Consider the following 22,876-nt stretch of genomic DNA (forward strand, 5'->3'; position numbering starts at 1 on the left):
AGATAACAAGATGTGTGTAATTTGCGGTTGCGCCACCTCAGGCACGGTAATTGCGCATGATGGCGCACATGGGCATTCTCATGGCCACGGGCATAACGGCGGCCATCCCCATGAGCACGGCCATGGCCACGCCCACGAGCATGGACAAGGCCGGCCACCTGAACAAGACCATGCCCATGTCCATGTTGACCCTCGTAACGGTGACTTGCATTTCGGTGCAGGTGCGGCTCGGGTTTCGGTGCCCGGCATGAGCCAGGCACGCGCCATCAAGCTGGAAACAGACATTCTGGGTGAGAACAACCGGATTGCCAGTCAAAACCGTCATCACTTCAAGGCACACGGAGTCACCGCCTTGAATTTGGTCTCCAGCCCCGGCTCAGGAAAAACCACCTTGCTTTGCGCGACCATCGAAGCGTTGAAAGTCCGGCAGCCGGGCTTGCGCGTGGCCGTGATCGAGGGCGACCAGCAAACCAGTCTTGATGCTGACCGCATCCGCGCCACTGGCGCACCGGCCGTACAAATCAACACCGGCAAGGGCTGCCACCTTGACGCATCCATGGTGTCACAAGCTTTTGCGCAATTGCATCAGCACCCTGATGCAGGCAACCATGACCACAACCACTCGCATGCAGACGCACACAGCATGCTGTTCATTGAGAACGTTGGCAACCTGGTGTGCCCCGCCATCTGGGACTTGGGTGAAGCTGCCAAGGTGGCTATTTTGTCGGTGACCGAAGGCGAAGACAAGCCGCTCAAATACCCCGACATGTTTGCCGCGTCGCAGTTGATGGTGCTCAACAAAATCGACCTGCTGCCGCATGTGCGTTTCGACGTGCAGCGTTGCATTGAACTCGCGCGTCGCGTCAATCCGACCATCGAGATACTGCAGTTGTCGGCGACCACCGGAGAAGGGATGGACGCATGGCTGAGCTGGCTGGGTGCTGCCATGATGCCGGCGGACGAAAACGACGTGTTGCGTCAACGCATGGCCTATCTGGAAGCCGAGCTGGCCCGGTTGCGCAGCGCCGGTGCCGAGCAACAAACCCACAACCCGACACCCGCGTGATGCATGGCAACTTGCCCACGGTGCTGGCCTGTGGTGCGTGGCTCAAAAATACCGCGTGCTTGCTCTCGCCAGGCAGGCTGCAGTGGTCGGCGCTGCACGGTGACTTGAGCCATCCCGACGCGTGCCGGGCGCTGGAGCTTTCCGCCCGTTCACTGCTGCGCCACGCGCAGCGTCCAGTGGCGGCGGTGGCCCATGATCTGCATCCCGATTTTTACAGCACCCGCTTGGGCCTTAGCCTGGCGCATGAACTAGGCGTGCCCGCCATCGGTGTGCAGCACCACCATGCGCATATCGCGGCAGTGATGGCTGAACATGCTCTGCAGGAACCCGTTATCGGTCTTGCGCTGGATGGTGTCGGCCTCGGTACAGACGGCAAAGCCTGGGGCGGAGAACTCTTGTGGGTGGCGCCAGGTGACTGGCGGCGCCTGGGCCATCTTTGGCCGCTGGCGCTGCCTGGGGGTGACGTAGCGGCGCGCGAACCCTGGCGCATGGCGGCCTCTGCGCTGCACGCGTTGGGCCACACCCAGGAAATAGGTCAACGGTTCGCGCCGGTGGTGGGCGATGTTGCCGCCCGCATGGTTCAGCGAATGCTGGAGCGCGGCATAAACTGCCCATCTACCAGCAGCACTGGTCGCTGGTTTGACGCTGCCGCCGGAGCCCTGGGCCTTAGCGTTCGCCAGACTCATGAGGCCGAGGCCGCGATCGCGCTGGAGCAAAAGGCTCAAGTCTGGCTGAGCCAAAACGATCCGCCAACCGTCCGGCACGGTGTGGACACACTCTGCCTGGAACGACTCGACATTCGTACGCTGCTGGAGCCACTTCTGGTCACGCCCGCTGATCTTCCAGATGTGCCAGCGGCTGCGGCCTGGTTCCATCTTGCACTGGCAGATGCGCTGGCCGACTGGGCCGCGCTGGCCGCAAAACAAACGGGCGCGCACACCGTGTGCTTGGGCGGGGGATGTTTTTTGAACGCCGTGCTCACGCGCCGCGTTACATCCAGCCTGCAGCAGCGCGGCATGAGTGTGCACATGCCGCGAACTCAATCATGTGGCGATGCCGGGCTCGCACTGGGTCAGGCCTGGGTCGCGGCGCATGGCGTTGCCGCCCCTGCGCACACGCCAACGAATGTTCGCCCTATTCAACAAGAAATCGAAAGTCTGTCATGTGTCTTGCCATTCCAGCCAAACTCGTCGAGCTGCTAGCCAACGACCAAGCCGTCGTTGACCTCGGAGGCATTCGCAAGGAAATCTCCATTGCGCTTGTGCCCGGCGTCGCCGTAGGCGACTACGTGATCGTTCACGTGGGCCACGCCATCGGGCGCATTGATCCGGAGGAAGCCGAACGCACACTCGCACTGTTTGGCGAGATGGCCGTGCACGCAAACCAGCCGCAGGAAGCAACCCCATGAAATACATCGACGAGTTCCGAGACGGCGATATTGCCCGCAAGATTGCAGAGCGCCTTGCTGCTGAAGTGAAGCCCGGCAAGTGCTACAGCTTCATGGAATTCTGCGGCGGCCACACCCATGCGATATCGCGATACGGTGTCGCCGAACTTCTTCCGCCAAACGTGCGCATGGTTCACGGACCAGGCTGCCCAGTATGTGTGTTACCGATTGGCCGCATTGACCTGGCCATAGAACTGGCGCTGGAGCGCAACGCTATCGTCTGTACCTATGGCGACACCATGCGTGTGCCGGCATCCAATGGCCTGTCACTGGTGAAGGCCAAGGCGCGTGGTGGCGACATCCGTATGGTGTATTCCGCCGCCGATGCATTGACCATCGCGCTCCAGAACCCTGAGCGTGAGGTGGTATTTTTTGCGATTGGGTTCGAGACCACCACGCCACCCACCGCACTGGTCATTCGTGACGCACAGCGCCAGGGCCTGGAAAATTTCACCGTATTGAGCTGCCATGTGCTCACGCCCTCGGCCATCACGCACATCCTGGAATCGCCTGAAGTGCGTCAATTTGGCACGGTACCGCTTGATGGTTTCATCGGTCCGGCGCATGTGAGCATCGTCATTGGTTCAGGACCCTATGAACATTTTGCGCAGGAGTACCGCAAGCCGGTTGTGATTGCGGGATTCGAGCCACTTGATGTGATGCAGGCGGTGTTGATGCTGGTGCGCCAGGTCAACGAGGGGCGTTACGAAGTCGAAAACGAGTTTACGCGCGCGGTTGACCGCGACGGCAACCGCAATGCCCAAGCACTGGTCTCGGAAGTGTTTGAGCTGCGCGCCAGCTTCGAATGGCGCGGCTTGGGCGAGGTACCTTACAGTGCCTTGAAGATCCGGCCAGCCTTCGCCCAGTTTGATGCCGAGCGACGGTTTGCGCTCAATTACAAGCCAGTGGCGGACAACAAAGCTTGCGAATGCGGCGCTATTTTGCGCGGCGTAAAAAAGCCCACCGACTGCAAGATTTTTGGCACGGTGTGCACGCCGGAAAACCCGGTGGGCTCGTGCATGGTTTCCAGCGAAGGCGCCTGTGCTGCGCACTATTCGTATGGACGTTTTCGCGACATCGCCATCGTGGCAGAGGCAGCGTGAGCAACATGGTCAAAAGAAACTACATCCGTCCGCTTGATATCAAAAATGGCCGCATTGACATGGGCCACGGCGCAGGCGGGCGTGCTGCAGCCCAGCTGATTGAAGAGCTGTTTGTGGCCACACTGGACAACCCTTATTTGCGCCAGGGTGACGATAGTGCCTCGTTCGCAATTCCCGTGGGTGGGCGCATGGTGATGGCCACGGATGGCCACGTGGTGTCGCCCCTGTTTTTCCCGGGGGGTGATGTCGGTTGCCTGAGCGTGCATGGCACCATCAACGACGTAGCCATGTCGGGTGCGCAGCCTTTGTACTTGGCGGCCAGCTTCATCATTGAAGAAGGTTTTCCACTGGCCGAACTCAAACGCATCGTGGATAGCATGGCGGCGGCCTCGCGGGAGGCGGGCGTGCCGGTCATCACCGGCGACACCAAAGTGGTGGAGCGGGGCAAGGGCGATGGCGTGTTCATCAGCACCACGGGCGTTGGCGTGGTGGGGCCGGGGGTTGATATATCTGGGTCCAACGCGCGCTCAGGCGATGTCGTGCTGCTGTCGGGAACCATTGGTGACCACGGCGTGGCGGTGCTGTCGCAACGCGAGTCGCTTGAGTTCGCCACCACCATCACCTCAGACACTGCCGCTCTGCACACGCTTGTGGCGGCCATGCTGAGAGCGGCGCCAACAGCAGCGGGTTTGCGCGTGCTGCGCGACCCGACGCGCGGGGGTCTAGCCACCACGCTCAATGAAATCGCGGGGCAGTCCGGTGTGGGCATGGTGATCCAAGAGGCTGCTATACCGGTACTACCGCAGGTGGATGCAGCCTGTGAGCTGCTGGGCCTGGACCCTCTGTACATCGCCAACGAGGGAAAACTCGTCGCGATTTGCAGCCCGGACTGTGCCGATGCCATCTTGCTGGCCATGCGCGCCCATCCGTTGGGGGCGCAAGCGGTGCGCATTGGTGTCGTGACCGAGGACCCGCACCACTTTGTGCAAATGGACACCCGGTTTGGTGGACGTCGCGTAGTGGACTGGCTCAGCGGAGAGCAGTTGCCGCGCATCTGCTGACGCCATGCGCATTCTCTTGCTTTGCCACAGCTTCAACAGCCTTTCGCAACGGCTGTTTACGGCGTTGACGGCACTTGGGCACCAGTTGTCCGTGGAACTCGACATTTCGGACTCGGTGACCGAAGAGGCCTGCGCACTGTTCCAGCCTGAGTTACTGATCGCGCCGTTTCTTAAACGGCGCATTCCTGAAGCGGTCTGGCGTTCTGTGGTGTGCCTGGTGGTGCATCCCGGCCCACCTGGGGACCGTGGGCCCTCCGCGCTTGACTGGGCTGTGCTGGAGCAGGCGCCACAGTGGGGGGTCACCGTGTTGCAGGCCAACGCCGATTTCGATGCAGGCCCGGTTTGGGCTCACGCCAGTTTCGATATGCGTTCGGCCAGCAAGGGGAGCCTCTATCGGTCTGAAGTTACCCAGGCGGCTGTGGCGGCGGTCCTGCATGCTGTGGAGCGCTTTGGCGCTAGAGGCGGCCCGCTTGTGCCGTCGAAAGCCGTAGATGCCGCCAGCCAGGCGTCACTTTGCAACAACTGGCGCCCATCCATGCCGCAGGCGGCACGCCGCATCGATTGGGTGCGCCACGACACTTCCGAGATCCTGGCTCGGCTGCGCAGCGCCGACGGCCAACCGGGCGTCCAGGACGAGTTGTTTGGCCACCCGTGCCATTTATTTGATGCGCATCCTGCAACCGGAACTGCCCCGCAGGCGCTGGCGGGAGCCGCTGTGGGTGCCGTAGTGGCCCAGCGCGATGGTGCCCTGCTGCGGCGTACCGTGGATGGCGGCGTCTGGATTGGGCAGGTCCGCCTTGCACGGGGCTGCGGTGATGGGCCGGCTTTCAAGCTTCCGGCGACTCTGGCATTTGCGGCGGAGGCAGCCACGCTGCCGGTCTGGTCTGTACCGCTCGAACGCGCGGACGATGAATGGGCGGAGCTACGTTACCGTGAATTCGGGCCTGCGGGTGCTCGCGTGGGCTGTCTGTCGTTTGACTTTTACAACGGCGCCATGTCCACCGATCAGTGTTTACGCCTGCTTGCCGCTTTGCGGCAGGTGAAGCAGCGTGACACGCGCGTGCTGCTGTTACTCGGCGGGCGTGATTTTTTCAGCAATGGAATCCACCTGAACTGCATCGAGGCCGCGGCACATCGGCCCCAGAGCAGCGCAGCCGACGAGTCCTGGCGCAATATCAATGCGATGGATGATCTAGCCAAAGAACTCATTGAAACCACAGACCGGCTCACGGTGTCGGTGCTGCGCGGCAATGCCGGGGCGGGCGGCGTGTTTCTGGCATTGACGGCCGACGAGGTGTGGGCACACAACGGCGCGGTGCTGAACCCCCACTACCGCAACATGGGCAACCTCTACGGTTCAGAATACTGGACTTATTTGCTTCCCAAACGCGTCGGGCCTGAGCGCGCACACAAGATCATGACGTCGCGCATGCCCCTCTCGGCTGTTGATGCGCAGCGTTTGGGTCTTGTGGACCGCTGCACGGACACAGCCCCCGACGCCTTTGAACACGAGGTCATTCAACCCGCCCTGGCAATGGCGGGCGCCTGCAATTTGAAGAGTAGGATATTGCAAAAACAAAAGACCCGCGCTGATGCCGAGGCAACCCGGCCACTAGCTGACTACCGCAAAGAAGAATTGTCCCGCATGTACAGAAATTTCTACGGCTTCGACCCTAGCTTCCACGTGGCACGCTACCACTTTGTACACAAGCTGCCCCATGCTTGGACACCACGTCATCTGGCCGTTCACCGTCCATGAACCCAACTGATTCATTGCCGACGGTTCTGGTAGTCGATGACGAAGTGCGTTCGCAGGATGCGATGCGCCGCACGCTTGACGAAGACTTCGCTGTTTATACCGCGAGCGATGCCGACGAGGCCCTCGAGAGGCTGGAACGCACCGACATTAGCGTGATACTGTGTGATCAGCGCATGCCCGGATTGACCGGCGTTCTCTTCCTGAAGGAAGTGCGTGAGCGTTGGCCTGACACGGTGCGCATCGTGATCTCGGGCTACACCGACTCCGAAGACATCATTGCCGGTATCAACGAAGCGGGTATTTACCAATACATCCTCAAACCCTGGATACCCGACCACCTGTTGGCCACCGTGCGCAATGCCGTAGAGGCACAGACGCTGCAGCGCGACACCAACCGATTGCACCTCGAATTGCGCACAAGTACTCCGGTGCTGCGTCAGCGCGCTACAGCAAAACTGTCGCGCGCGCGCAGCATCTTCGATTTCGACCGCATTGAGCGTGCGCCCGGCAGCCCTCTTGACGCCGTCTGCGATGTGGCGGTACGCGTGGCGCGCCACGACCTAAGCTTGCTAATTCTGGGTGAATCCGGCACCGGAAAAGAGTTGCTGGCACGTGCCGTGCACTATGCCAGCCCACGCGCAGGCGGCGCCTTCGTGGTTGAAAACTGCGCCGCCATTCCCGACACACTGCTCGAGTCCGAGCTGTTCGGCCACAAGCGTGGAGCGTTTACGGGCGCCTATGAAGATCACCCTGGACTGTTCCAGCGGGCCAGCGGCGGCACCATTTTTCTTGATGAAATTGGAGAAACCTCGCCAGCGTTTCAGGTGCGGCTTCTGCGCGTGTTGCAAGAGCGTGAGGTTCGTCCCGTCGGCGCTGCGCATGCAGTGCCAGTGGATGTGCGCGTGGTCGCAGCCACCCACCGCGACCTGGAGCAACGTGTGCGTGAGGGCCTGTTTCGCGAAGACCTTTTCTACCGTATCGCGGGCGTCTCGATCACCGTGCCGCCGTTGCGTGAACGCGCGGGTGACATCACGCCAATTGCGCGCCGTCTTGTGCGTGAAGTGGGCGCCGAACTCGGCCGCCCGGAGGCGACACTCAGTGATGAGGCACTGGCCTGCTTGATGGGCTACCCCTGGCCGGGCAATATCCGTGAACTGCGCAACGAAATTGCGCGCGCCGTGGCGCTCAGTGATAACAATGTCGTAGCTGCCCCTGCTTTTTCATCGCGTGTGCTGCACGGCCAAGCGGGCCTAGCCACGGCCAACCAGGCAGGGGCTCAGGCCGTAGCCCTGCCGCACAGTGGCACCCTGAGCGAGCGGTTGGATGCCATCGAGGCCATGGTGCTGCGGGAGACCCTGCTGCGCCACCGCTGGAACAAAACACGCGCCGCCAAGGAGTTGGGTTTGTCGCGCGTGGGTTTGCGGGGCAAGATGGCCCGCTTCGGATTGGAGGGGTGATCATGGCGAATTCGACATTACCCCAAATAGCCCTCAATGTACTGTGGCTTCAGTCTGGCGGGTGCGGCGGCTGCAGCATGTCGCTGCTGTGTGCTGACACCACTGATTTTCATGGTCAATTGCGCGACGCGGGCATTCACCTGATGTGGCACCCCTCCCTCTCGCTGGAAAGCGGCCATGAACTGATCAACATACTCAACGAGATCGTGGCAGGACGCCTGCGGCTTGATGCCCTGTGTATTGAAGGTTCTTTACTGCGCGGACCCCATGGAACGGGTCGCTTTCATGTGTTGGCAGGCACGGACATTCCGATGATCCATTGGGTTGAGCGACTTGCCAAGCAAGCACGGTATGTCGTGGCGGTGGGCAGTTGCGCGGCCTGGGGCGGCGTGACCGCTGGCGGCGTCAATCCAACCGACGCTTGCGGCCTACAGTATGAAGATGCCCGCTTGGGCGGTCTGCTGGGGGCTGAGTTTCGCTCAACCAGTGGCCTGCCGGTAATCAACATCGCGGGCTGCCCCACCCACCCTAGCTGGGTGATCGACAGCCTGATGGCGTTAGCCGCCACAACCTTTGGCAAAGGTGATCTCGACACACTTGGCCGTCCGCGTTTTTACGCAGACCAACTAGTGCACCACGGTTGTACACGCAACGAGTATTACGAATACAAGGCCAGCGCTGAAAAGCCATCTGACCTGGGCTGCATGATGGAACACATGGGTTGCAAGGGCACGCAGGTGCACGCCGACTGCAACACCCGGCTGTGGAATGGTGACGGCTCCTGCACGCGCGGCGGCTATGCCTGCATCGCCTGCACCGAGCCGGGTTTCCAGGAGCCTGGCCATCCTTTCCACGAAACACCCAAGTTCGCCGGTATTCCGATTGGCCTGCCCACCGACATGCCCAAGGCCTGGTTCGTGGCGCTGGCCTCGCTGTCCAAATCCGCCACGCCCCGGCGCGTCAAGCTCAACGCCGTGGCCGACCATCTAGTGGTGGCGCCGGTGGCACGAAAAACTCGCCTGAAATGATCAATCTGCCATGACCCGCTTACTCGTTGGCCCGTTCAACCGCGTCGAGGGCGACCTCGAAGTCACTCTTGATATTGAAGAGGGCCGGGTCACATCAGCGCACGTGAATGCCCCCATGTACCGGGGCTTCGAGCAGATATTGCAGGGCAAAAACCCGCATGATGCGTTGGTCTATGTGCCCCGCATCTGTGGCATTTGTTCGGTGTCTCAGTCGGTGGCTTGCGCGCGGGCACTGGCCAGCCTGGGCGGCATCTCGATGCCGCCCAATGGCCAGCACGTCACCAACGTGATTCTGGCTACTGAGAACCTGGCCGACCATCTGACGCATTTTTATTTATTCTTCATGCCCGACTTCACACGCCCTGTGTATGCGCTCCAGCCTTGGCATGCCGAGGCAGTACGTCGCTTCGCCGCGAACACCGGGGAGCAAACGCGCGTGGCAATAGCCGCACGTCAGCGCTGGCTCACGCTACTGGGCACGCTGGCGGGCAAGTGGCCGCATACGCAAAGCATTGAGCCCGGCGGTTCAACCCGCCCCATCGAGGTGGCTGAGCGCATACGCCTGTTGGCCAAGGTGCGTGAGTTTCGGAGTTTTTTGGAACGCCAGTTATTTGGGGCGCAACTCGAACAAATCGCTGCATTGGAAAGCGAAGAAGCGCTGTGGGCCTGGCATGCACAAGACCCCTGGGGTGGCGATTTCCGCCTTTTCCTCAGCATGGTGAAAGACTGCGGTCTGGACAGCCTCGGGGCAGGGCCTGGCCGCTATTTGAGCTTTGGGGCTTATCCGCAACCGCAAGGTGGTTTTGAGTTGGCGGGTGGCGTGTGGCATGCGGACACCGGTGCATTGTCTGTCCTTGACGTGAGCAGCATCACTGAGGATGCTACCCACGCCTGGCTGTCGGACGCGGCAGGACCACGGCACCCGCTGGACGGCATCACCCTGCCTGACATCAACAAAGTGGAGGCCTACACCTGGAACAAAGCGCCGCGCCTGGGAGGCGACGTGATTGAGACGGGTGCCATTGCGAGGCAATTAGCCAGCGCGCACCCCCTGATACTCGACGCCGTGAGTCGCCACGGCGGCACCGTCTACTCAAGGGTGCTCTCGCGACTGCTGGAGCTGGCACGCGTAGTGCCCATGATGGAGCGCTGGCTGCATCAATTGCAAGCCAATGAAGCCTATTGCGCGCCTACGCCAACGTTCACCGAAGGTGCGGGCGTGGGCCTGAGCGAAGCCGCGCGCGGCAGCCTGGGCCACTGGGTGGTGGCCAGCCGGGGCCGCATCGCCAACTACCAGATCGTGGCACCCACCACCTGGAACTTTTCGCCACGCGATGCCACAGGCACCCCTGGGGCGCTGGAGCAGGCGCTGGTTGGTGCACCGGTGCAGGACGGGGAAATCACGCCGGTGGCGGTGCAGCACATCGTGCGCTCGTTTGACCCCTGCATGGTGTGTACCGTGCATTGATTTTCTGCATGTGCCATGGAGCGCTTCGTTATCTCTATCGACGACAAGCTCGCCCACGCCTTTGACAACTGGATTACCGAGCCCAACGACACTCAAAGGCTCTTTCATGTTTCGAGTTACTGCGCTGTGTTCGCCCGTGCGTCAAGGTCTTTCATTCCTTGGTCGTGCAATGCTCGCTGTGGGGTTGTTGGGGCTGGGTGCAAGTGCCATCTGTGCCGGCGTGAACGAACTGCCGCAGGTTGTCATCACCGGCACGTCTGCGCCGGACGAAAAACCGCCCTCTGCGACCGAGGGTATCGTGCTGCGCGAGCAAATCGAACGTCGCTCATGGTCGCGTCCGGCCGAGGTGCTGGAATCGGTGCCCGGCTTGGTGGTCACCCAGCACACTGGCGATGGCAAGGCCAACCAGTATTTTTTGCGTGGCTTCAACCTGGACCATGGCACCGACGTGAGCATTTCTGCGCTGGGCATGCCGGTGAACCAGCGCACCCATGCCCATGGCCAAGGGTACGCCGATCTCAACTTCCTGATCCCAGAACTGGTGGACAACTTGGTTTATCGCAAAGGGCCTTACCTGGCGCGTGACGGTGACTTCTCCACCGCGGGTGCGGTGGACATCGACTATGTGAATGAACTAGACCATTCGTTCGCAACCATCGGGGTCGGCTCCAAAGGTTACAAGCGCTTGCTGGTAGCGGGCTCATGGGGCCTGAAAAAGCCGGAAGACGATTCCGGGCATCTGCTGCTGGCAGCAGAGACAGCAGGGTATAACGGTCCCTGGTCAGTGCCTGAGGAACTCGCGAAACAAAATCTGTTCATGCTGCTACAGCAAGGGCACGGCCGAGCAAGGCTGGCGCCTGACCGGTATGCTCTACCGAGCCAGCTGGACCGGCACAGACCAGATCCCCGAGCGTGCCGTTACGCAAGGCTTGATGGGGGAGTTCGATTCACGGGACGCCACCACGGGGGGTAAGACCAACCTGTCCGCCCTGATGTGGAACGCGCACGGCAGCAATGCCTGGGGGCCGTGGCAAGTCAATGCCTATGTGGCCGACTATGGGCTGGACCTGTATTCCAACTTCACCTACGCAACCAATGCGGCACAAGGCGACCAGTTTCGCCAATATGACCAGCGGACCAAGCTCGGCGGCGACCTTTCACAAACTTGGCGTTACCAGGCCCTGGGTGCCACCCAGAGCACCACCACCGGACTACAGGTCCGCCAGGACCGCATCGACTTGGGCCTGCAGCTGACTCAAGACCGCCAGGTCTATGACTCCGTGCGGCAGGACCAGGTGACAGAGGCCAGCGCCGCTGTGTTCATCGACCAAGCATCGCAGTGGACGCCCTGGCTGCGCACCCGCGTGGGCGCGCGCGCTGACCAGTTCAGCTTCAAGGTCCGTTCCGACTTGTCCGCCAACAGCGGCAGCACCAGCGCTCAAATTGTCTCACCCAAAGTGGCACTGACCCTGACCCCTATTAAGGAAATAGCCATCTTCGCCAACTGGGGCCAAGGTTTTCACAGCAATGACGCGCGCGGCACAGTCATTCAGGTGAACCCGGACCCACGATCAGCCAGCTTTGGTCAGCCGATCGACCGCGTCACGCCGCTGGTCCGTGCTATCGGCACGGAATTGGGTGCGACGTGGACAACACCCAGGTTACAGTTGAGTGCCGCGCTATGGTCCCTGCAGCTGGATTCCGAACTGATTTACGTGGGCGACGCAGGTAGCACTGAAGCGGGTCGGCCCAGCCGGCGTTACGGCATTGAGCTGTCAGGTGTTTGGCAACCATCGAGCCGCTGGACGGTGGATGCCGATGCCACGTTCACCCAGTCTCGCTATGACGACGGTGACGTCAGCGCGTCCTATGTGAAAGGGGCTGTGCGGCATACCGCCAACGCTGGCGTGACGTTCCGTCCGGCCAGTGCCTGGAGCACGGCGCTGCGTGTGCGCCATATTGGTCCGCGCCAGCTCACAGAAGACGGCAGCCTGTTTGGAGCTTCGTCCACGGTGTTCAATGCCCAGGTCGGCTACAGGATCAAACACAACCTGAGCCTGGCACTGGAGGTGTTAAACCTTACCAACCAACGCTTTCCCGACATGGAATACATCTACGCCTCGCGGTTGCCTGGAGAAGCAGCCCCAGTGACTGATCTGCATTACCATCCTGGCGAGCCACGCAGTTTTCGGTTTATGGTGAAATACAGCTTCGACTGATATCCAGACCTCCCTTGGAAGCCTGCCGTACACCATGGTTCCGCTACCGCCATCTGCCAACGCTTCACCGATCCGGGCCAAAGGCCTGGAAGGACTGATGCCGAACGGCCCCATGGAAGGCGTGGATGAGGCCACCTGGTTGGATGTGATCCAAAAAATGGACGAGGTGTACTCTCAGCTGATCCATGATGAGGTCGAACTGGAGAAAAAAAACACCGAGCTAGAGCAATCACAGCAATTCATCTTCAGCGTGCTCTCGGCCATGTCGGATGTGCTGCTGGTATGCAATGAGTTGGGTGTGATTGAGGAGACCAATACCGCCCTGTGTGAGCTGGTGGGTCGCAGTGACGCCGTTTTGCGCGGCACCTCGGTGTATGAGCTGCTGGCCGATGCGCAAAGTGAGGAGCGGGTGCGCGCCGTGCTGGACAACACCAACCCACCGCGCCGAGGTGAAGGGCTGGAACTAAACTTGCTTGACACACAGCGCCAGAGCGTGTCGGTAGATGCGAACTGCACGCCTCGCATCGCCGCCAGCGGCCGACGCCTGGGCACTGTATTTGTGGCCCGGCCCACAGCAGAAATCAAACGGGCTTATCACGAACTGCGCGCTACGCATGAAGCTCTCAAACGTGCACAACAACAACTGATTCACTCCGAAAAAATGGTCTCTTTGGGCAGACTGGTAGCGGGAGTTGCGCACGAGCTCAATAATCCCATCAGTTTTGTGCTGGGCAATGTGCACGCGCTTACCAAATACTGTGACCGACTGCGCCGGTACTTGAAGGTCGTGCATGCTGGCGAAGCGGCAGAACAGCTGGAGGAAATGCGCAACAAGTTGCGCATTGATCACCTTCTGGGCGACCTGCCATCGCTGATCGAAGGCACGCTCGAAGGCGCGCAGCGCACGGCGGACATTGTCAATGGCCTCAAGCGTTTCTCCGCCATGGACCCCGAGGTGCGTGCCCCGGTCGACCTGAACAAAGTGATCGAGCGCGCCATCCATTGGGTACGCAAAGGTGCACCCCCCAGTTTCGAAGTGCACTGGCAGCCCGGGGTTCCGTGCATCGTGACGGGCAGCGCAGGCCAGCTGCAACAAGTGCTGATGAACTTGCTGCAAAATGCATTGGACGCAGCCAACAGCGTGGGCAGATCCCCCCCTGTGGTCTGGATCGACACTGCATTGATAAATGCCCGTGTGCAGCTGCACCTGCGTGACAACGGGCCAGGTATCGCGCCAGAACATCTGTCTCGCATATTTGACCCCTTTTTCACCACCAAACCTGTGGGCAAGGGTACGGGTCTGGGCCTGTCGATCAGCTACGGTATCGTGGAACAGCACGACGGTACCCTGATCGTAAGCAACCATCCGGACGGTGGGGCTGAGTTTGTGCTGGAACTTCCCCAGACTGGGGCGGCGGCCCCTGGCGCAACTGAAGCCGTAAAACGACCGGGCTGGGTCTAACCACGTTGTCGCTCTTGGGGCAATGGAGAAATCTGGGGGTTGGATTATTGGGCGCACTTTTGGGTAGTCAAGCAAACGTTCAACATGGGGGCTATTGATTTTCTGGTTCTTCGTTGATTTCACTGGGCGGCTCCCTCACCCCCCATATCCAACTTGCCGCAATGAAAATGCGAGATTCCGCAATTGACCTACGAGCTTTGAGATGAAAGACACAGCGCTGTAGGCCGGCACCTATAGTGATAACGCAACGCAACGCAACCGACTGTTTCATGGAATCCCTCCACCAGCATGGGTGCCGTACGCAACTCTGGTGATGGTGATTTGTCTACTAGACTGTGTGCATTGCCCAGTATCCCTCATCCATCGTCCAAAAACCAGTTTGGGCGCGACGAGTAATGGTTAGCGACTGGCAACTACGGGCACTGAGTTGCCAGTCATTCGTCGCTGGTGCACTTTCGCTTCCAGTCTATGGAGCAGACGTTCTTGAATTAGCCAGCAATAACCGGCACAGATGGTCGGTGGGATCGGAATACGCACGGATCCGGCTCCCACATGTATTCCTCCAATTGACGATTAGGAGGCGCCCCGCGCTCGCTCCAGGTAAGAGCGCACCATCGACAGACCTTCCGTTCCCTGCGCTTTGATCACCTCCAGCGGCGTGCGATTGTCAAAAGCCCTGTTCCCGGAGGTCATCCAGCGGCCAGCCAACTTCCCATTGCTGGCCAGAAGTATCTGCAGACTGTCATGAATCTCCAGTAGAAGCAGCGCGCGCTCGAACTGTTCGCTACTGGCACCGATTGGCTCGCCTTGGCGATGGCGATCCAGGACATCCCTGTTGCCAGGTGCAATGCCCAACAGCGCCGCCTGGTCCTCGCAACCCAGCATCCAGAGATCGAGCAACTTCATCACCACCTTGGCCAACACGCCCCTTTGCAGAGCATCGAGAGCCGGAGGATCGGCTCCCTCGTATGAGTTGGGGTTGCTCATGTCAGCTCCCCATCAGATGCCAACACTGATCCGTGCCCACCTTGCACACATCACTGTCCATCAGGTTCAGGCGTTCCTCCAGCCGTTCGCCCTTCTGCAGGTTCGCCACGCCGTTCAGCAGCAGGGTCCGGCTTTCGGTATCGATCTGGGTATTGGCACCGAATCCGCCGACATAGGTGATCTTCTGCACCGTGCCGATGTATTGGCGTTGTGCCGGCACGCCGATGCTGTTGATGGCCCGGTAAGTCCAGGGCCAGAAGATCAGTGACAGCATGATGAGAAACACCACACCGAAGAACAGGAGCATTCCCCAACCGGCATCGGTGCTGCCGGCGCTCTGCTGCGCTTGCGTCGGTGGCATCTGCGCATCGCTGTGCGCTTCGTCATCGCTGGGGTCTGCTTTGGTTTTGTCATTGTTCATGTTGAAGCTTCCTTGTGTTTCGGTTTGACGGGTAGTTGTTTGCAAGCGAGTGGGCACTCACCATGTATTTATCAGCCTGGTGCAACGGTGGGCCGGATCACACAGATAGCGATCCGCGTTGCCCCGGATTTCCAGCGTGAGCGGCTGGCCCTTGATCAGGCTCGCGCCATCGATCAGGGCATAAAAGCCGATGCTGGTTTCCACCAGGGCACGGGTGAACAGCCCGTCGCTCAGGGTGACGGCCATCACCTGGCCGGCCGCTTCGGTGGACTTGACGATCTTGACCTGATGCCGGTCCAAGAGATAGAAGGCCGTACCGCCCACGGCCACGATCAGCAGGGACAGCCCCATGCACAGCACCATGATGATGAGCACGACGCGCTGGATGCGCTCGCTAATGGTCGATGGCCTGGTTTGCTTGTTGGATGAAGTTTCCATGGTTTGAATTTCGGTTGCTGGTTTGATGAAAAGCCGCGCCCTGCGGCGCGGCGGTTTGGACCGGCTCTTGTCAGGCCGCCCGCTTGCCACGGCCTTTTTTCTCGGCCGCCGGCGTTTTGGGGGGGGCGTACATCTGTGCGATGCATTTCATGCCGATGTAGGTGACGGTGTCCTTCTCCCGGTGAATGGCCGTCATCTCGTGGTCTTCCAGGTCTGCCACACAGGCGTTGAACACCGCCTCGCCCAGGGTTTCCTTGAGAGACGATGGCAGCAGGAACAACACATGGCCCGCGAAGTCATGCACAACCGCGGGCTGGCCTGACGGGTTCTGCTCCGGCGTTGGCGCCCAGTCGGACGGTCTGCGGGTCATGCGCATGGCTACTGCGGTTTGAATGAATTCAGGGCTGATGCCCTGTGCCGCCTTCGGGCTGGATGTTTTGGTGCTGCTCTTTTTGGCAGTCGCTGCTGTGGATTTCTTGCTCATGGTTCTTTTCCTTTGAATGGATGGATTTCGGTTTCTTCGGGCAAAGCTCTCCCCTGACCCGCTGGGAGCGGGTTTTGAGGAACTGGCTGGTAGGTATTGACGCCCGCGCCGGCATGCCCGGTTGCGCCAGTGGCGCAGGGTCGGCAATGATTCGCCGCTACGGCGGGTGGACGTGCGGAGCCTGGGCTCGGGTCAGGGTGGTCATGGCATCAATTTCTCAAGAGGTCTTGATCCAAGTTCTCACAGAATTCGGTTTCGTCAAGAGCCGGCGTGAAACGTTTTGATTTCAAATTCGCAGCTACCGCGGCAAGGCCATGTGGATGCGGCTGTGGATGCGCAGCAGGTAGAAGCAGGCCTCGGTCTCGAAATGGGCCGACACCACCAGCGGGCTCTGGTTGGCCTTGCGGATGGTGGGAGCGCCCAGGATCCGGAGCAGCTCGTCGGGCACCCCCACGACCTGCAGGCCATGGGTGTGAAACACCTTGACGGGCTTGGACGGGATCGGCAACTGCGCGGCCGCTCGTTCGCGGTAATGGATATCGGTCACCGCATCGAGCGGCGTGCTGGCACTGCCGAAGTGAAACGCAAAAGGTTTGTGCATGCTGGCTCCTCCAGGACTCAGGACAGCCGCGGCTTGGTCAGCGTCGTGAGCGTGTGCTCACGTTGTCCGGCACGCTCCAACGCCTGCTGGACGATTTGCTGCAGCTGCGGGATGTAGCAGCCATCGATCTCGTCGGCATTGCCCCAGCCCAGGCACAGGCGCAGCAGACTGGCCTGCTGGGGTGCATGGTCGTCGAGCTGGTACAGGGCTGTGCGCACGATGGTGAACATCACGTCGTCCACGCTGGCGCCGCCGACGATGCACGGCGCCAGCAGTTGCCTGATGCCTTGCATCAGGGTGGCCACATACATGACTTCTCGGTGCGGCCAGCCCTGGGCCGACCAGAAGGAGGCGGCCGCTGCCGCTGCCCGCAGGTACTGGATGGCATAGCGCTGGTAGTAGCCCTGGGCGTTGTGCCGGGTGGTGAGGATCTGGTGGACTTCGGTCTCAGTGAAGACGGCCTCCAAGAATTCTCGCAGCTCGGTATGGCGCACGGCCTTGAGGGTGTCCTGCACGATCTGCTGCGGATCCACGGCCGGCTTCAAATGGGGATGGATGTCTTCTTGTTCTGGCTTGGGGGTGATCGCACTGGACTGGGGTTTGGGGTTCGCGCCGGGTTTCGCTTTGAGGTGTTGCAGGTCGATGCCTTGCTGCGCGAGGAAGGCTTGGACGCGGGGGCTGAGTTTTTTCATAGGAATCCTGATTGGTGAAGGGATGAATAGGGGCTACGGTTTTTGGGCAAAGCTCTCCCCGGCCCGGCTTCTGCGTTTCAGAAGACCGGGCGTGAAATGCTTTGCGGAATGGGATCTAGCTCAGGTGCTGCGCAGCGGGGATGCTTGACCACCGGGCAGACTGAGCCAGTTGTGCCCAGGGCGGCGGTTGTGGCTCCGCATCGCCGAAGTAATCGGTCGACGCATTGGTTTGCGTCGGACCTTTGCCTGTAGAGCGGCCACCCTGGATGCTGCGCAGCCTCGGCTTTGCTTGGGTGGGCTGGACGGTACCCAGGGGCTGACTCGTCCTTCCATGGGTTCCAGACTGAACGATCTGTTGCAACGCGGATGCGCTTTGCTGTTGCTGAATCGTTCCCGTCGACAAACGGCTGGCCAACAGGCGCTCCATGGCAGAACCATCCTGGCGGGTCAGGTTGGGCACATAGCGGCTGTAGACCCGGAACAGCATCTCGGTGCTGGTGTGACCCAGCTGGCGGGCAATCCATTCGGGTGCTTCACCTGATGCCAGCCACAGCGTGGCCGCAGTATGGCGCATCTGATAAGGACGCCGTTCCTTGAGCTCGAGATGGCGCAGCAGCGGATACCAGACCCTGTCAGAAAAGTTCTTGTTGTCCAGGGGTTGCCCCATCAGATTGCAGAACACGTATTCGGACACGCTGCCGGTGACCTCGAACTGCTTTTTAAGCGCGTCGAACACCGGCTGGCTCATCTGGATGTCGCGCTGGCTGCCGTCGGTCTTGGTGTATTCGTCCTCACCGAGGACGAAGGTTTCGCGCACGCGGATGATGCGCAGGTCGAAGTCGACATACTTCCATTTGAGCCCATGGACCTCGCCGGTGCGCATGCCGGTGAAGAAGCGGGTGACGAAGTAGTCCTTGTAGTCCGGCCGGACCGTAGCCAGGATGCGCTGGACATCGACCAGGCTGAACGGGTCGACGTCGGTTTTACGCAAGCGCAGGGTTTTGATGTTGAGCGCCGGTGACGTAAACTCAAATCGGTCGGCGGCTTCGTTCAGGATCTGGCGCAGCAGGCCAATGATTTCGTTGATCCGCTTGGGTGAGAGCCCCTCCTTGTCTCCGCGACCTTTAACTTTGGCGAGTGTGGCGCGGAAGACCAGGATGTCAGACTTGGTGATACTGCCGACCGCCTTGTTCCCGAAATGCGGGATCAGGCGGCTGTTGAGGGTCGAGACCAGCGACTTGATATGACTGCGGCGCCATTCGATGCTGTGTTCGTCGACCCATTGGTTGGCGAAGGTGCTGAATAGAGGCGTACTGATTTCATTGATTGATTCAGCAATGCTCGGCGCTGGTGTTGCTTGCGCAATCCCTGGATCAAACCGTGAGGCAAGCGCACTCTCAGGGAAAAAGTCCCTGTACTTAAACGTGCCGTCCTTTTGGGCCTTTGTGATTTTTTCGATCACCCCTTGCACACGCTTTCGGTTTTGTTGTGAATCAGGCAGGGCTGTTTGTTCACGGCAGCGTACCCCGCGATAGGTGAAGTCGATAACCAACTTCCCTGTTTCCTTTCGGACAGTGACTTTAGCCATGGAGGACGGCTCCATTCGCCATCGGGATGGCCCCCATACCGATGGGCTGCTGAATCGAGGCGACTTTCATGTCACGCTCAATCGCTTCCCATACGAACAATATCTTGCGCCCGCCGAACGGGCGCAGATAGTGCACGCCTTCAATCAAGACGCTGTCTTTGAGACGTTCGCGAATCGTTCTGACGTCATACTTGATCCTTGAAGACAGTTCGTCGGTAGTGAGATAAGTCTGCCCTATCATTGCTAGCTCCTTTACAATTCAGGTTGCAAGCGATAACAATATTTATCACTTGCTAGCAATAATACACATAAAAGCTCATTTTGCAAGTATTTTGATAAATTTATTTATCTTTCGACGTTTTTTATCACCATGATTCGATTCAAACTCGGCGAAATGATTGAGAAGAAGCAGTTCGCTGAAGGGCGACGCGTCACGATCAATGAGATTGCGACAGCCACCGGCCTGAACCGAATGACGCTGTCAAAAATCCTTAATCAGAAGGGATACGGCACGGGGACCGAAACCGTTGATCGGTTATGCCTGTACTTTGAATGCAAGGTTGAGGATTTGATGGAACACTTGCCAGAGGACGTGAGCTAGGCCGCTGATCAATCTGTGCGCCTCGCAAGTAGCAGTGGATCGTTTCAACGTCGAAAAAAGCTGCCTCCGATCCGTTACTACCGGGCTGTTTAGTGCCCTAAGCCGCCTGTTGATCTCTGAAAAAACCGCCATCCATTATGAAAATGGCCATCCCAGTATTACTTGAACGTGCGACCTGCCGTCCGGAATTTCGTTTTGGCGAAGCGGCGAGCCACAGGGACATCCGCAGGAGCGATTGACCTCAGAACTCAACGACCTTGCCGTCATATGCCGTTTCGTGTTCCAGGTGTTCAAGCCGGCCAAGCATGTCATCGCTCATATGCGTGAGTATTAGACGCTTGGGGTGAATGAGAGGTAGCTTTTCAAGAAGGGTTTTCAGATCGAGGTGAAATTTGATTTTCTTGTCGAAGAAATAGGCTTCGGCGACGAAGAGATCGGCATCCGCTGCGGCCTGTATCAGATGATCTGTCCACTCCGTGTCGCCGGTGTATGCGATCACGCAGCCTTCCGCTTCCAATCGATACGAAAAGAACGGGCCACCAGGGTTCCCGTGGCATGCCTGAAACGGTTTGACCGTGACGCCGGCAAACGTCACGGCTTGTTGGCCGGCCTCCATTTCGACAAGCGACAGCGTGAATTTGTGTTGCGTGCGCGACGACCCTGGAAACGAGGTCTCCATGAAGCGTTCGTACCAACTCCGCAAGCCAGGAGGACCCACTATGGTGAGGGGTTCCGTTCGCTTGGAAAAAAGCTGCGCGTCGATTATGAAAAACGGAATGCCACCGAAATGATCCGCATGAAAGTGCGTGACAAAGATGGCTTGAATTTCACGAAGCGCAACCTGCTTGGCCTTCAGGCCGATCAAGGATGATGCGCCACAGTCAATCAAGAAATTGACGCTATCGCCGGTGACGTGGAAGCATGTATTCAGACGGCCGCCACTGCCGAATGCATCCCCGCTGCCGATGAATGTTAACTGCATATGTCAAGCTCTCAAACGCAATGTAGACCGTAACACCTGCAATCCAAGTACCGTGAAACACGGTCCTATTCTAGGGGGGCTACGGCCGGTTGTGGCCGATCAGGGACGGACGCACTTGCCCATTGGATGATTCTGTGAAACCGAAAAATTAACCTTGGGATGAGATGCCGTGAGCCTCGTCATTCACCCAATGGTCACGGACTGAGGTTTCGAATTTTGTGACGACACAGACCTCGTCACAAACCTCGACACAAAAGCAAAACGCCCACATAAAGTGGGCGTTTGCTGTCAGCGGAGACCGCTTACTTGTTGGTTGCGCGAGTAGGATTTGAACCTACGACCTTTGGGTTATGAGCCCAACGAGCTACCAGGCTGCTCCATCGCGCGGTAATCCAGCATTATAGCTTAATCTGCTTTCGGTGCTTCGGTTTCCGCCGGACGGTCAACCAGTTCCACCAGGGCCATGGGGGCGTTGTCGCCCACGCGGAAGCCCATCTTCAGAATACGGGTGTAACCACCGGGGCGGGCCTTGAAGCGCGGGCCCAGATCGTTGAACAGCTTGGTGACGCTGTCGCGGTCACGCAGGCGGTCGAACGCCAGGCGGCGGTTGGCCAGCGTGGCTTCCTTGGCCAGGGTGATCATGGGCTCGACCACACGACGCAGTTCCTTGGCCTTGGGGACCGTGGTCTTGATGACTTCATGCTCGATGAGCGAATTCATCATATTGCGCAGCATGGCGAGGCGGTGCTCGCTGGTGCGGTTGAGTTTACGGAGTCCGTGTCCGTGACGCATGGTGTATTCCTTTCTTTATCTATCAACTGAAGCCGTATCAGGTACTTCAGGTTCACCACTAAAAAATCCCAAAGGGCGAGGCTGCTGCAGCCTCGTTATCACCTTGTTTATCGCTTTTCGAGCGCGGCCGGCGGCCAGTTCTCGAGTTTCATGCCCAGGGTCAGGCCGCGCGAAGCCAGCACTTCCTTGATCTCGTTGAGCGACTTGCGCCCCAGGTTGGGGGTCTTGAGCAGCTCGTTCTCGGAACGCTGGATCAGGTCGCCGATGTAATAGATGTTCTCGGCCTTCAGGCAGTTGGCCGAACGCACGGTCAGTTCGAGTTCGTCGACCGGACGCAGCAGGATCGGGTCGAACTGGCTGCCGCTGCGCGGCGCCGGTGCGTCGAAGGCGGCGAGTTCGCTGCCCTCGAGCTGGGCGAACACGGCCAGCTGCTCCACCAGGATCTTGGCCGAAGCGCGCACGGCATCTTCGGCGGTGATGGCGCCATTGGTCTCGATCTCGACGACCAGCTTGTCCAGGTCGGTGCGCTGCTCGACGCGGGCGCTCTCGACGGTGTAGCTCACGCGCTTGACCGGGGAGAAAGAGGCGTCCAGCACGATGCGGCCGATCGACTTGGTCGGCTCGTCGCCGTAACGGCGCATGGTGCCCGGCACATAACCACGGCCCTTCTCGACCTTGATCTGCATGTCGAGCTTGCCACCGGCAGACAGCGTGGCGATCACGTGCTCGGGGTTGATGATCTCGACATCGTGCGGGGTCTGAATGTCGCCCGCCGTGACCAGGCCTTCGCCGTCCTTGCGCAGGCTCAGCGTGACTTCGTCGCGGTTGTGCAGCTTGAACACCACACCCTTGAGATTGAGCAGGATGTTGACCACGTCTTCCTGCACGCCGTCGATCGACGAGTACTCGTGCAGCACGCCGGCGATGGTCACCTCCGTGGCAGCGTAACCCGGCATCGACGACAGCAGGACGCGGCGCAGCGCGTTGCCCAGGGTGTGGCCATAACCACGCTCAAACGGCTCCAGCGCCACCTTGGCGCGGTTCGGACCGAGTTGTTCGACGTTGATTGCTTTGGGTTTCAGCAGACTGGTTTGCATGCAGACTTCCTGTCAATACCCCCGGCTCGTTACACCGGTAAGGCTGGTGAAGCGCCTGACCGGAATGCTTCCTGGCCAGGTACGAAAAACTACAGGGGCGAGGTTGCGCGGCAACCTCGTTTC

24 protein-coding genes and 1 tRNA gene are annotated in these 22,876 nt (G+C 59.8%); 13 read left to right on the top strand and 12 right to left on the bottom strand.

The genetic code is table 11. The features are described 5' to 3' along the window. Nucleotides 1–10: 10 nt before the first annotated feature. The 12 genes from hypB to ACYVH8_RS07330 all read left to right on the top strand — a co-directional run bounded on the left by hypB (nucleotide 11) and on the right by ACYVH8_RS07330 (nucleotide 14,070). Nucleotides 11–1,066, top strand: a complete 1,056-nt coding sequence (hypB, locus tag ACYVH8_RS07275; protein ID WP_322271658.1) for a hydrogenase nickel incorporation protein HypB — start codon at nucleotides 11–13, stop codon at nucleotides 1,064–1,066. Continuing rightward, on the top strand, nucleotides 1,066–2,268 hold the full coding sequence (locus ACYVH8_RS07280) for a Kae1-like domain-containing protein (RefSeq protein ID WP_322271657.1): 1,203 nt from the start codon (nucleotides 1,066–1,068) through the stop codon (nucleotides 2,266–2,268). Before hypB ends, ACYVH8_RS07280 begins: the two co-directional genes overlap by 1 nt. After that, entirely contained in the window at nucleotides 2,229–2,474 is a 246-nt protein-coding gene (locus tag ACYVH8_RS07285) for a HypC/HybG/HupF family hydrogenase formation chaperone (protein WP_322271656.1), read from the top strand. Before ACYVH8_RS07280 ends, ACYVH8_RS07285 begins: the two co-directional genes overlap by 40 nt. Then, entirely contained in the window at nucleotides 2,471–3,616 is a 1,146-nt protein-coding gene (gene hypD, locus ACYVH8_RS07290) for a hydrogenase formation protein HypD (protein WP_322271655.1), read from the top strand. The genes ACYVH8_RS07285 and hypD overlap by 4 nt, the downstream gene beginning before the upstream one ends. 5 nt (nucleotides 3,617–3,621) lie before the next feature. After that, entirely contained in the window at nucleotides 3,622–4,677 is a 1,056-nt protein-coding gene (gene hypE / locus ACYVH8_RS07295; RefSeq protein ID WP_460488263.1) for a hydrogenase expression/formation protein HypE, read from the top strand. Between the two features lie 4 nt (nucleotides 4,678–4,681). Beyond that, a complete protein-coding gene (locus tag ACYVH8_RS07300; RefSeq protein WP_322271652.1) occupies nucleotides 4,682–6,436 on the top strand; it encodes an enoyl-CoA hydratase-related protein in 1,755 nt (584 codons plus the stop codon). Then, the gene (locus ACYVH8_RS07305; protein ID WP_460488200.1) at nucleotides 6,433–7,893 is read left to right on the top strand and encodes a sigma-54-dependent transcriptional regulator; all 1,461 of its coding nucleotides are present in this window, start codon (nucleotides 6,433–6,435) and stop codon (nucleotides 7,891–7,893) included. Before ACYVH8_RS07300 ends, ACYVH8_RS07305 begins: the two co-directional genes overlap by 4 nt. A 2-nt stretch (nucleotides 7,894–7,895) precedes the next feature. Continuing rightward, nucleotides 7,896–8,921: an NADH-quinone oxidoreductase subunit B family protein gene (locus tag ACYVH8_RS07310; RefSeq protein WP_322271650.1), complete on the top strand. Its 1,026-nt coding sequence runs from the start codon at nucleotides 7,896–7,898 to the stop codon at nucleotides 8,919–8,921. A gap of 10 nt (nucleotides 8,922–8,931) precedes the next feature. Continuing rightward, nucleotides 8,932–10,389, top strand: coding sequence for a nickel-dependent hydrogenase large subunit (locus ACYVH8_RS07315; RefSeq protein ID WP_322271649.1), 1,458 nt, complete (start codon nucleotides 8,932–8,934; stop codon nucleotides 10,387–10,389). Nucleotides 10,390–10,609: 220 nt separating this feature from the next. Continuing rightward, nucleotides 10,610–11,362 (top strand): TonB-dependent receptor plug domain-containing protein, encoded by a 753-nt coding sequence (locus tag ACYVH8_RS07320; protein ID WP_460488201.1) that lies wholly within the window; start codon nucleotides 10,610–10,612, stop codon nucleotides 11,360–11,362. After that, entirely contained in the window at nucleotides 11,256–12,608 is a 1,353-nt protein-coding gene (locus ACYVH8_RS07325) for a TonB-dependent receptor (RefSeq protein WP_460488202.1), read from the top strand. The genes ACYVH8_RS07320 and ACYVH8_RS07325 overlap by 107 nt, the downstream gene beginning before the upstream one ends. Before the next feature lie 97 nt (nucleotides 12,609–12,705). Next, nucleotides 12,706–14,070, top strand: a complete 1,365-nt coding sequence (locus tag ACYVH8_RS07330) for a sensor histidine kinase (RefSeq protein ID WP_322273691.1) — start codon at nucleotides 12,706–12,708, stop codon at nucleotides 14,068–14,070. Between the two features lie 573 nt (nucleotides 14,071–14,643). Here the strand turns inward: ACYVH8_RS07330 and ACYVH8_RS07335 are convergent. The 8 genes from ACYVH8_RS07335 to ACYVH8_RS07370 form a co-directional block, all read right to left on the bottom strand. Then, entirely contained in the window at nucleotides 14,644–15,057 is a 414-nt protein-coding gene (locus tag ACYVH8_RS07335; RefSeq protein ID WP_322273692.1) for an MbcA/ParS/Xre antitoxin family protein, read from the bottom strand. 1 nt (nucleotide 15,058) lies between these two features. Continuing rightward, nucleotides 15,059–15,478, bottom strand: coding sequence for a hypothetical protein (locus tag ACYVH8_RS07340; protein WP_322273694.1), 420 nt, complete (start codon nucleotides 15,476–15,478; stop codon nucleotides 15,059–15,061). A 57-nt stretch (nucleotides 15,479–15,535) separates the two neighbouring features. Beyond that, entirely contained in the window at nucleotides 15,536–15,916 is a 381-nt protein-coding gene (locus ACYVH8_RS07345) for a hypothetical protein (RefSeq protein WP_322273695.1), read from the bottom strand. Nucleotides 15,917–15,986: 70 nt separating this feature from the next. After that, on the bottom strand, nucleotides 15,987–16,400 hold the full coding sequence (locus ACYVH8_RS07350) for a hypothetical protein (RefSeq protein ID WP_322273696.1): 414 nt from the start codon (nucleotides 16,398–16,400) through the stop codon (nucleotides 15,987–15,989). A gap of 298 nt (nucleotides 16,401–16,698) precedes the next feature. Further along, a complete protein-coding gene (locus ACYVH8_RS07355) occupies nucleotides 16,699–17,001 on the bottom strand; it encodes a hypothetical protein (RefSeq protein WP_322273697.1) in 303 nt (100 codons plus the stop codon). A gap of 17 nt (nucleotides 17,002–17,018) precedes the next feature. After that, nucleotides 17,019–17,693: a hypothetical protein gene (locus ACYVH8_RS07360; protein WP_460488203.1), complete on the bottom strand. Its 675-nt coding sequence runs from the start codon at nucleotides 17,691–17,693 to the stop codon at nucleotides 17,019–17,021. A gap of 115 nt (nucleotides 17,694–17,808) precedes the next feature. Further along, nucleotides 17,809–19,281 carry an Arm DNA-binding domain-containing protein gene (locus ACYVH8_RS07365; protein ID WP_322273701.1) on the bottom strand — a complete coding sequence of 491 codons (1,473 nt, stop codon included), beginning with the start codon at nucleotides 19,279–19,281 and terminating at the stop codon, nucleotides 17,809–17,811. Beyond that, a complete protein-coding gene (locus ACYVH8_RS07370) occupies nucleotides 19,274–19,522 on the bottom strand; it encodes a hypothetical protein (protein WP_322273703.1) in 249 nt (82 codons plus the stop codon). The genes ACYVH8_RS07365 and ACYVH8_RS07370 overlap by 8 nt, the downstream gene beginning before the upstream one ends. A gap of 129 nt (nucleotides 19,523–19,651) precedes the next feature. Between ACYVH8_RS07370 and ACYVH8_RS07375 the strand changes: the two genes are divergently transcribed. Further along, nucleotides 19,652–19,882: a helix-turn-helix domain-containing protein gene (locus tag ACYVH8_RS07375; protein WP_322273705.1), complete on the top strand. Its 231-nt coding sequence runs from the start codon at nucleotides 19,652–19,654 to the stop codon at nucleotides 19,880–19,882. A gap of 241 nt (nucleotides 19,883–20,123) precedes the next feature. Here ACYVH8_RS07375 and ACYVH8_RS07380 read toward each other — a convergent pair whose 3' ends face one another. The 4 genes from ACYVH8_RS07380 to ACYVH8_RS07395 form a co-directional block, all read right to left on the bottom strand. Next, nucleotides 20,124–20,864, bottom strand: coding sequence for an MBL fold metallo-hydrolase (locus ACYVH8_RS07380; protein WP_460488204.1), 741 nt, complete (start codon nucleotides 20,862–20,864; stop codon nucleotides 20,124–20,126). A gap of 310 nt (nucleotides 20,865–21,174) precedes the next feature. Continuing rightward, nucleotides 21,175–21,251 (bottom strand) — tRNA-Met (locus ACYVH8_RS07385). 18 nt (nucleotides 21,252–21,269) lie between these two features. Beyond that, complete coding sequence (rplQ, locus tag ACYVH8_RS07390) at nucleotides 21,270–21,656, bottom strand: 50S ribosomal protein L17 (RefSeq protein ID WP_460488205.1); 387 nt, start codon at nucleotides 21,654–21,656, stop codon at nucleotides 21,270–21,272. A gap of 107 nt (nucleotides 21,657–21,763) precedes the next feature. Next, nucleotides 21,764–22,753, bottom strand: a complete 990-nt coding sequence (locus ACYVH8_RS07395; protein ID WP_460488206.1) for a DNA-directed RNA polymerase subunit alpha — start codon at nucleotides 22,751–22,753, stop codon at nucleotides 21,764–21,766. Between the last annotated feature and the right edge of the window lie 123 nt (nucleotides 22,754–22,876).

Source organism: Curvibacter fontanus (assembly GCF_054780335.1).

Coding starts and splice junctions, on each gene's coding strand:
- ACYVH8_RS07305 (WP_460488200.1), top strand. CDS start 6,433: ATGAACCCAACTGATTCATTGCCGACGGTTCTGGTAGTCGATGACGAA.
- ACYVH8_RS07395 (WP_460488206.1), bottom strand. CDS start 22,753: ATGCAAACCAGTCTGCTGAAACCCAAAGCAATCAACGTCGAACAACTC.
- hypE (WP_460488263.1), top strand. CDS start 3,622: ATGGTCAAAAGAAACTACATCCGTCCGCTTGATATCAAAAATGGCCGC.
- rplQ (WP_460488205.1), bottom strand. CDS start 21,656: ATGCGTCACGGACACGGACTCCGTAAACTCAACCGCACCAGCGAGCAC.
- ACYVH8_RS07370 (WP_322273703.1), bottom strand. CDS start 19,522: ATGATAGGGCAGACTTATCTCACTACCGACGAACTGTCTTCAAGGATC.
- ACYVH8_RS07285 (WP_322271656.1), top strand. CDS start 2,229: ATGTGTCTTGCCATTCCAGCCAAACTCGTCGAGCTGCTAGCCAACGAC.
- ACYVH8_RS07345 (WP_322273695.1), bottom strand. CDS start 15,916: ATGGAAACTTCATCCAACAAGCAAACCAGGCCATCGACCATTAGCGAG.
- hypB (WP_322271658.1), top strand. CDS start 11: ATGTGTGTAATTTGCGGTTGCGCCACCTCAGGCACGGTAATTGCGCAT.
- ACYVH8_RS07325 (WP_460488202.1), top strand. CDS start 11,256: ATGCTCTACCGAGCCAGCTGGACCGGCACAGACCAGATCCCCGAGCGT.
- ACYVH8_RS07365 (WP_322273701.1), bottom strand. CDS start 19,281: ATGGCTAAAGTCACTGTCCGAAAGGAAACAGGGAAGTTGGTTATCGAC.
- ACYVH8_RS07360 (WP_460488203.1), bottom strand. CDS start 17,693: ATGAAAAAACTCAGCCCCCGCGTCCAAGCCTTCCTCGCGCAGCAAGGC.
- ACYVH8_RS07380 (WP_460488204.1), bottom strand. CDS start 20,864: ATGCAGTTAACATTCATCGGCAGCGGGGATGCATTCGGCAGTGGCGGC.
- ACYVH8_RS07335 (WP_322273692.1), bottom strand. CDS start 15,057: ATGAGCAACCCCAACTCATACGAGGGAGCCGATCCTCCGGCTCTCGAT.
- ACYVH8_RS07280 (WP_322271657.1), top strand. CDS start 1,066: ATGCATGGCAACTTGCCCACGGTGCTGGCCTGTGGTGCGTGGCTCAAA.
- ACYVH8_RS07355 (WP_322273697.1), bottom strand. CDS start 17,001: ATGCACAAACCTTTTGCGTTTCACTTCGGCAGTGCCAGCACGCCGCTC.
- ACYVH8_RS07340 (WP_322273694.1), bottom strand. CDS start 15,478: ATGAACAATGACAAAACCAAAGCAGACCCCAGCGATGACGAAGCGCAC.
- ACYVH8_RS07310 (WP_322271650.1), top strand. CDS start 7,896: ATGGCGAATTCGACATTACCCCAAATAGCCCTCAATGTACTGTGGCTT.
- ACYVH8_RS07350 (WP_322273696.1), bottom strand. CDS start 16,400: ATGAGCAAGAAATCCACAGCAGCGACTGCCAAAAAGAGCAGCACCAAA.
- hypD (WP_322271655.1), top strand. CDS start 2,471: ATGAAATACATCGACGAGTTCCGAGACGGCGATATTGCCCGCAAGATT.
- ACYVH8_RS07375 (WP_322273705.1), top strand. CDS start 19,652: ATGATTCGATTCAAACTCGGCGAAATGATTGAGAAGAAGCAGTTCGCT.
- ACYVH8_RS07300 (WP_322271652.1), top strand. CDS start 4,682: ATGCGCATTCTCTTGCTTTGCCACAGCTTCAACAGCCTTTCGCAACGG.
- ACYVH8_RS07330 (WP_322273691.1), top strand. CDS start 12,706: ATGCCGAACGGCCCCATGGAAGGCGTGGATGAGGCCACCTGGTTGGAT.
- ACYVH8_RS07315 (WP_322271649.1), top strand. CDS start 8,932: ATGACCCGCTTACTCGTTGGCCCGTTCAACCGCGTCGAGGGCGACCTC.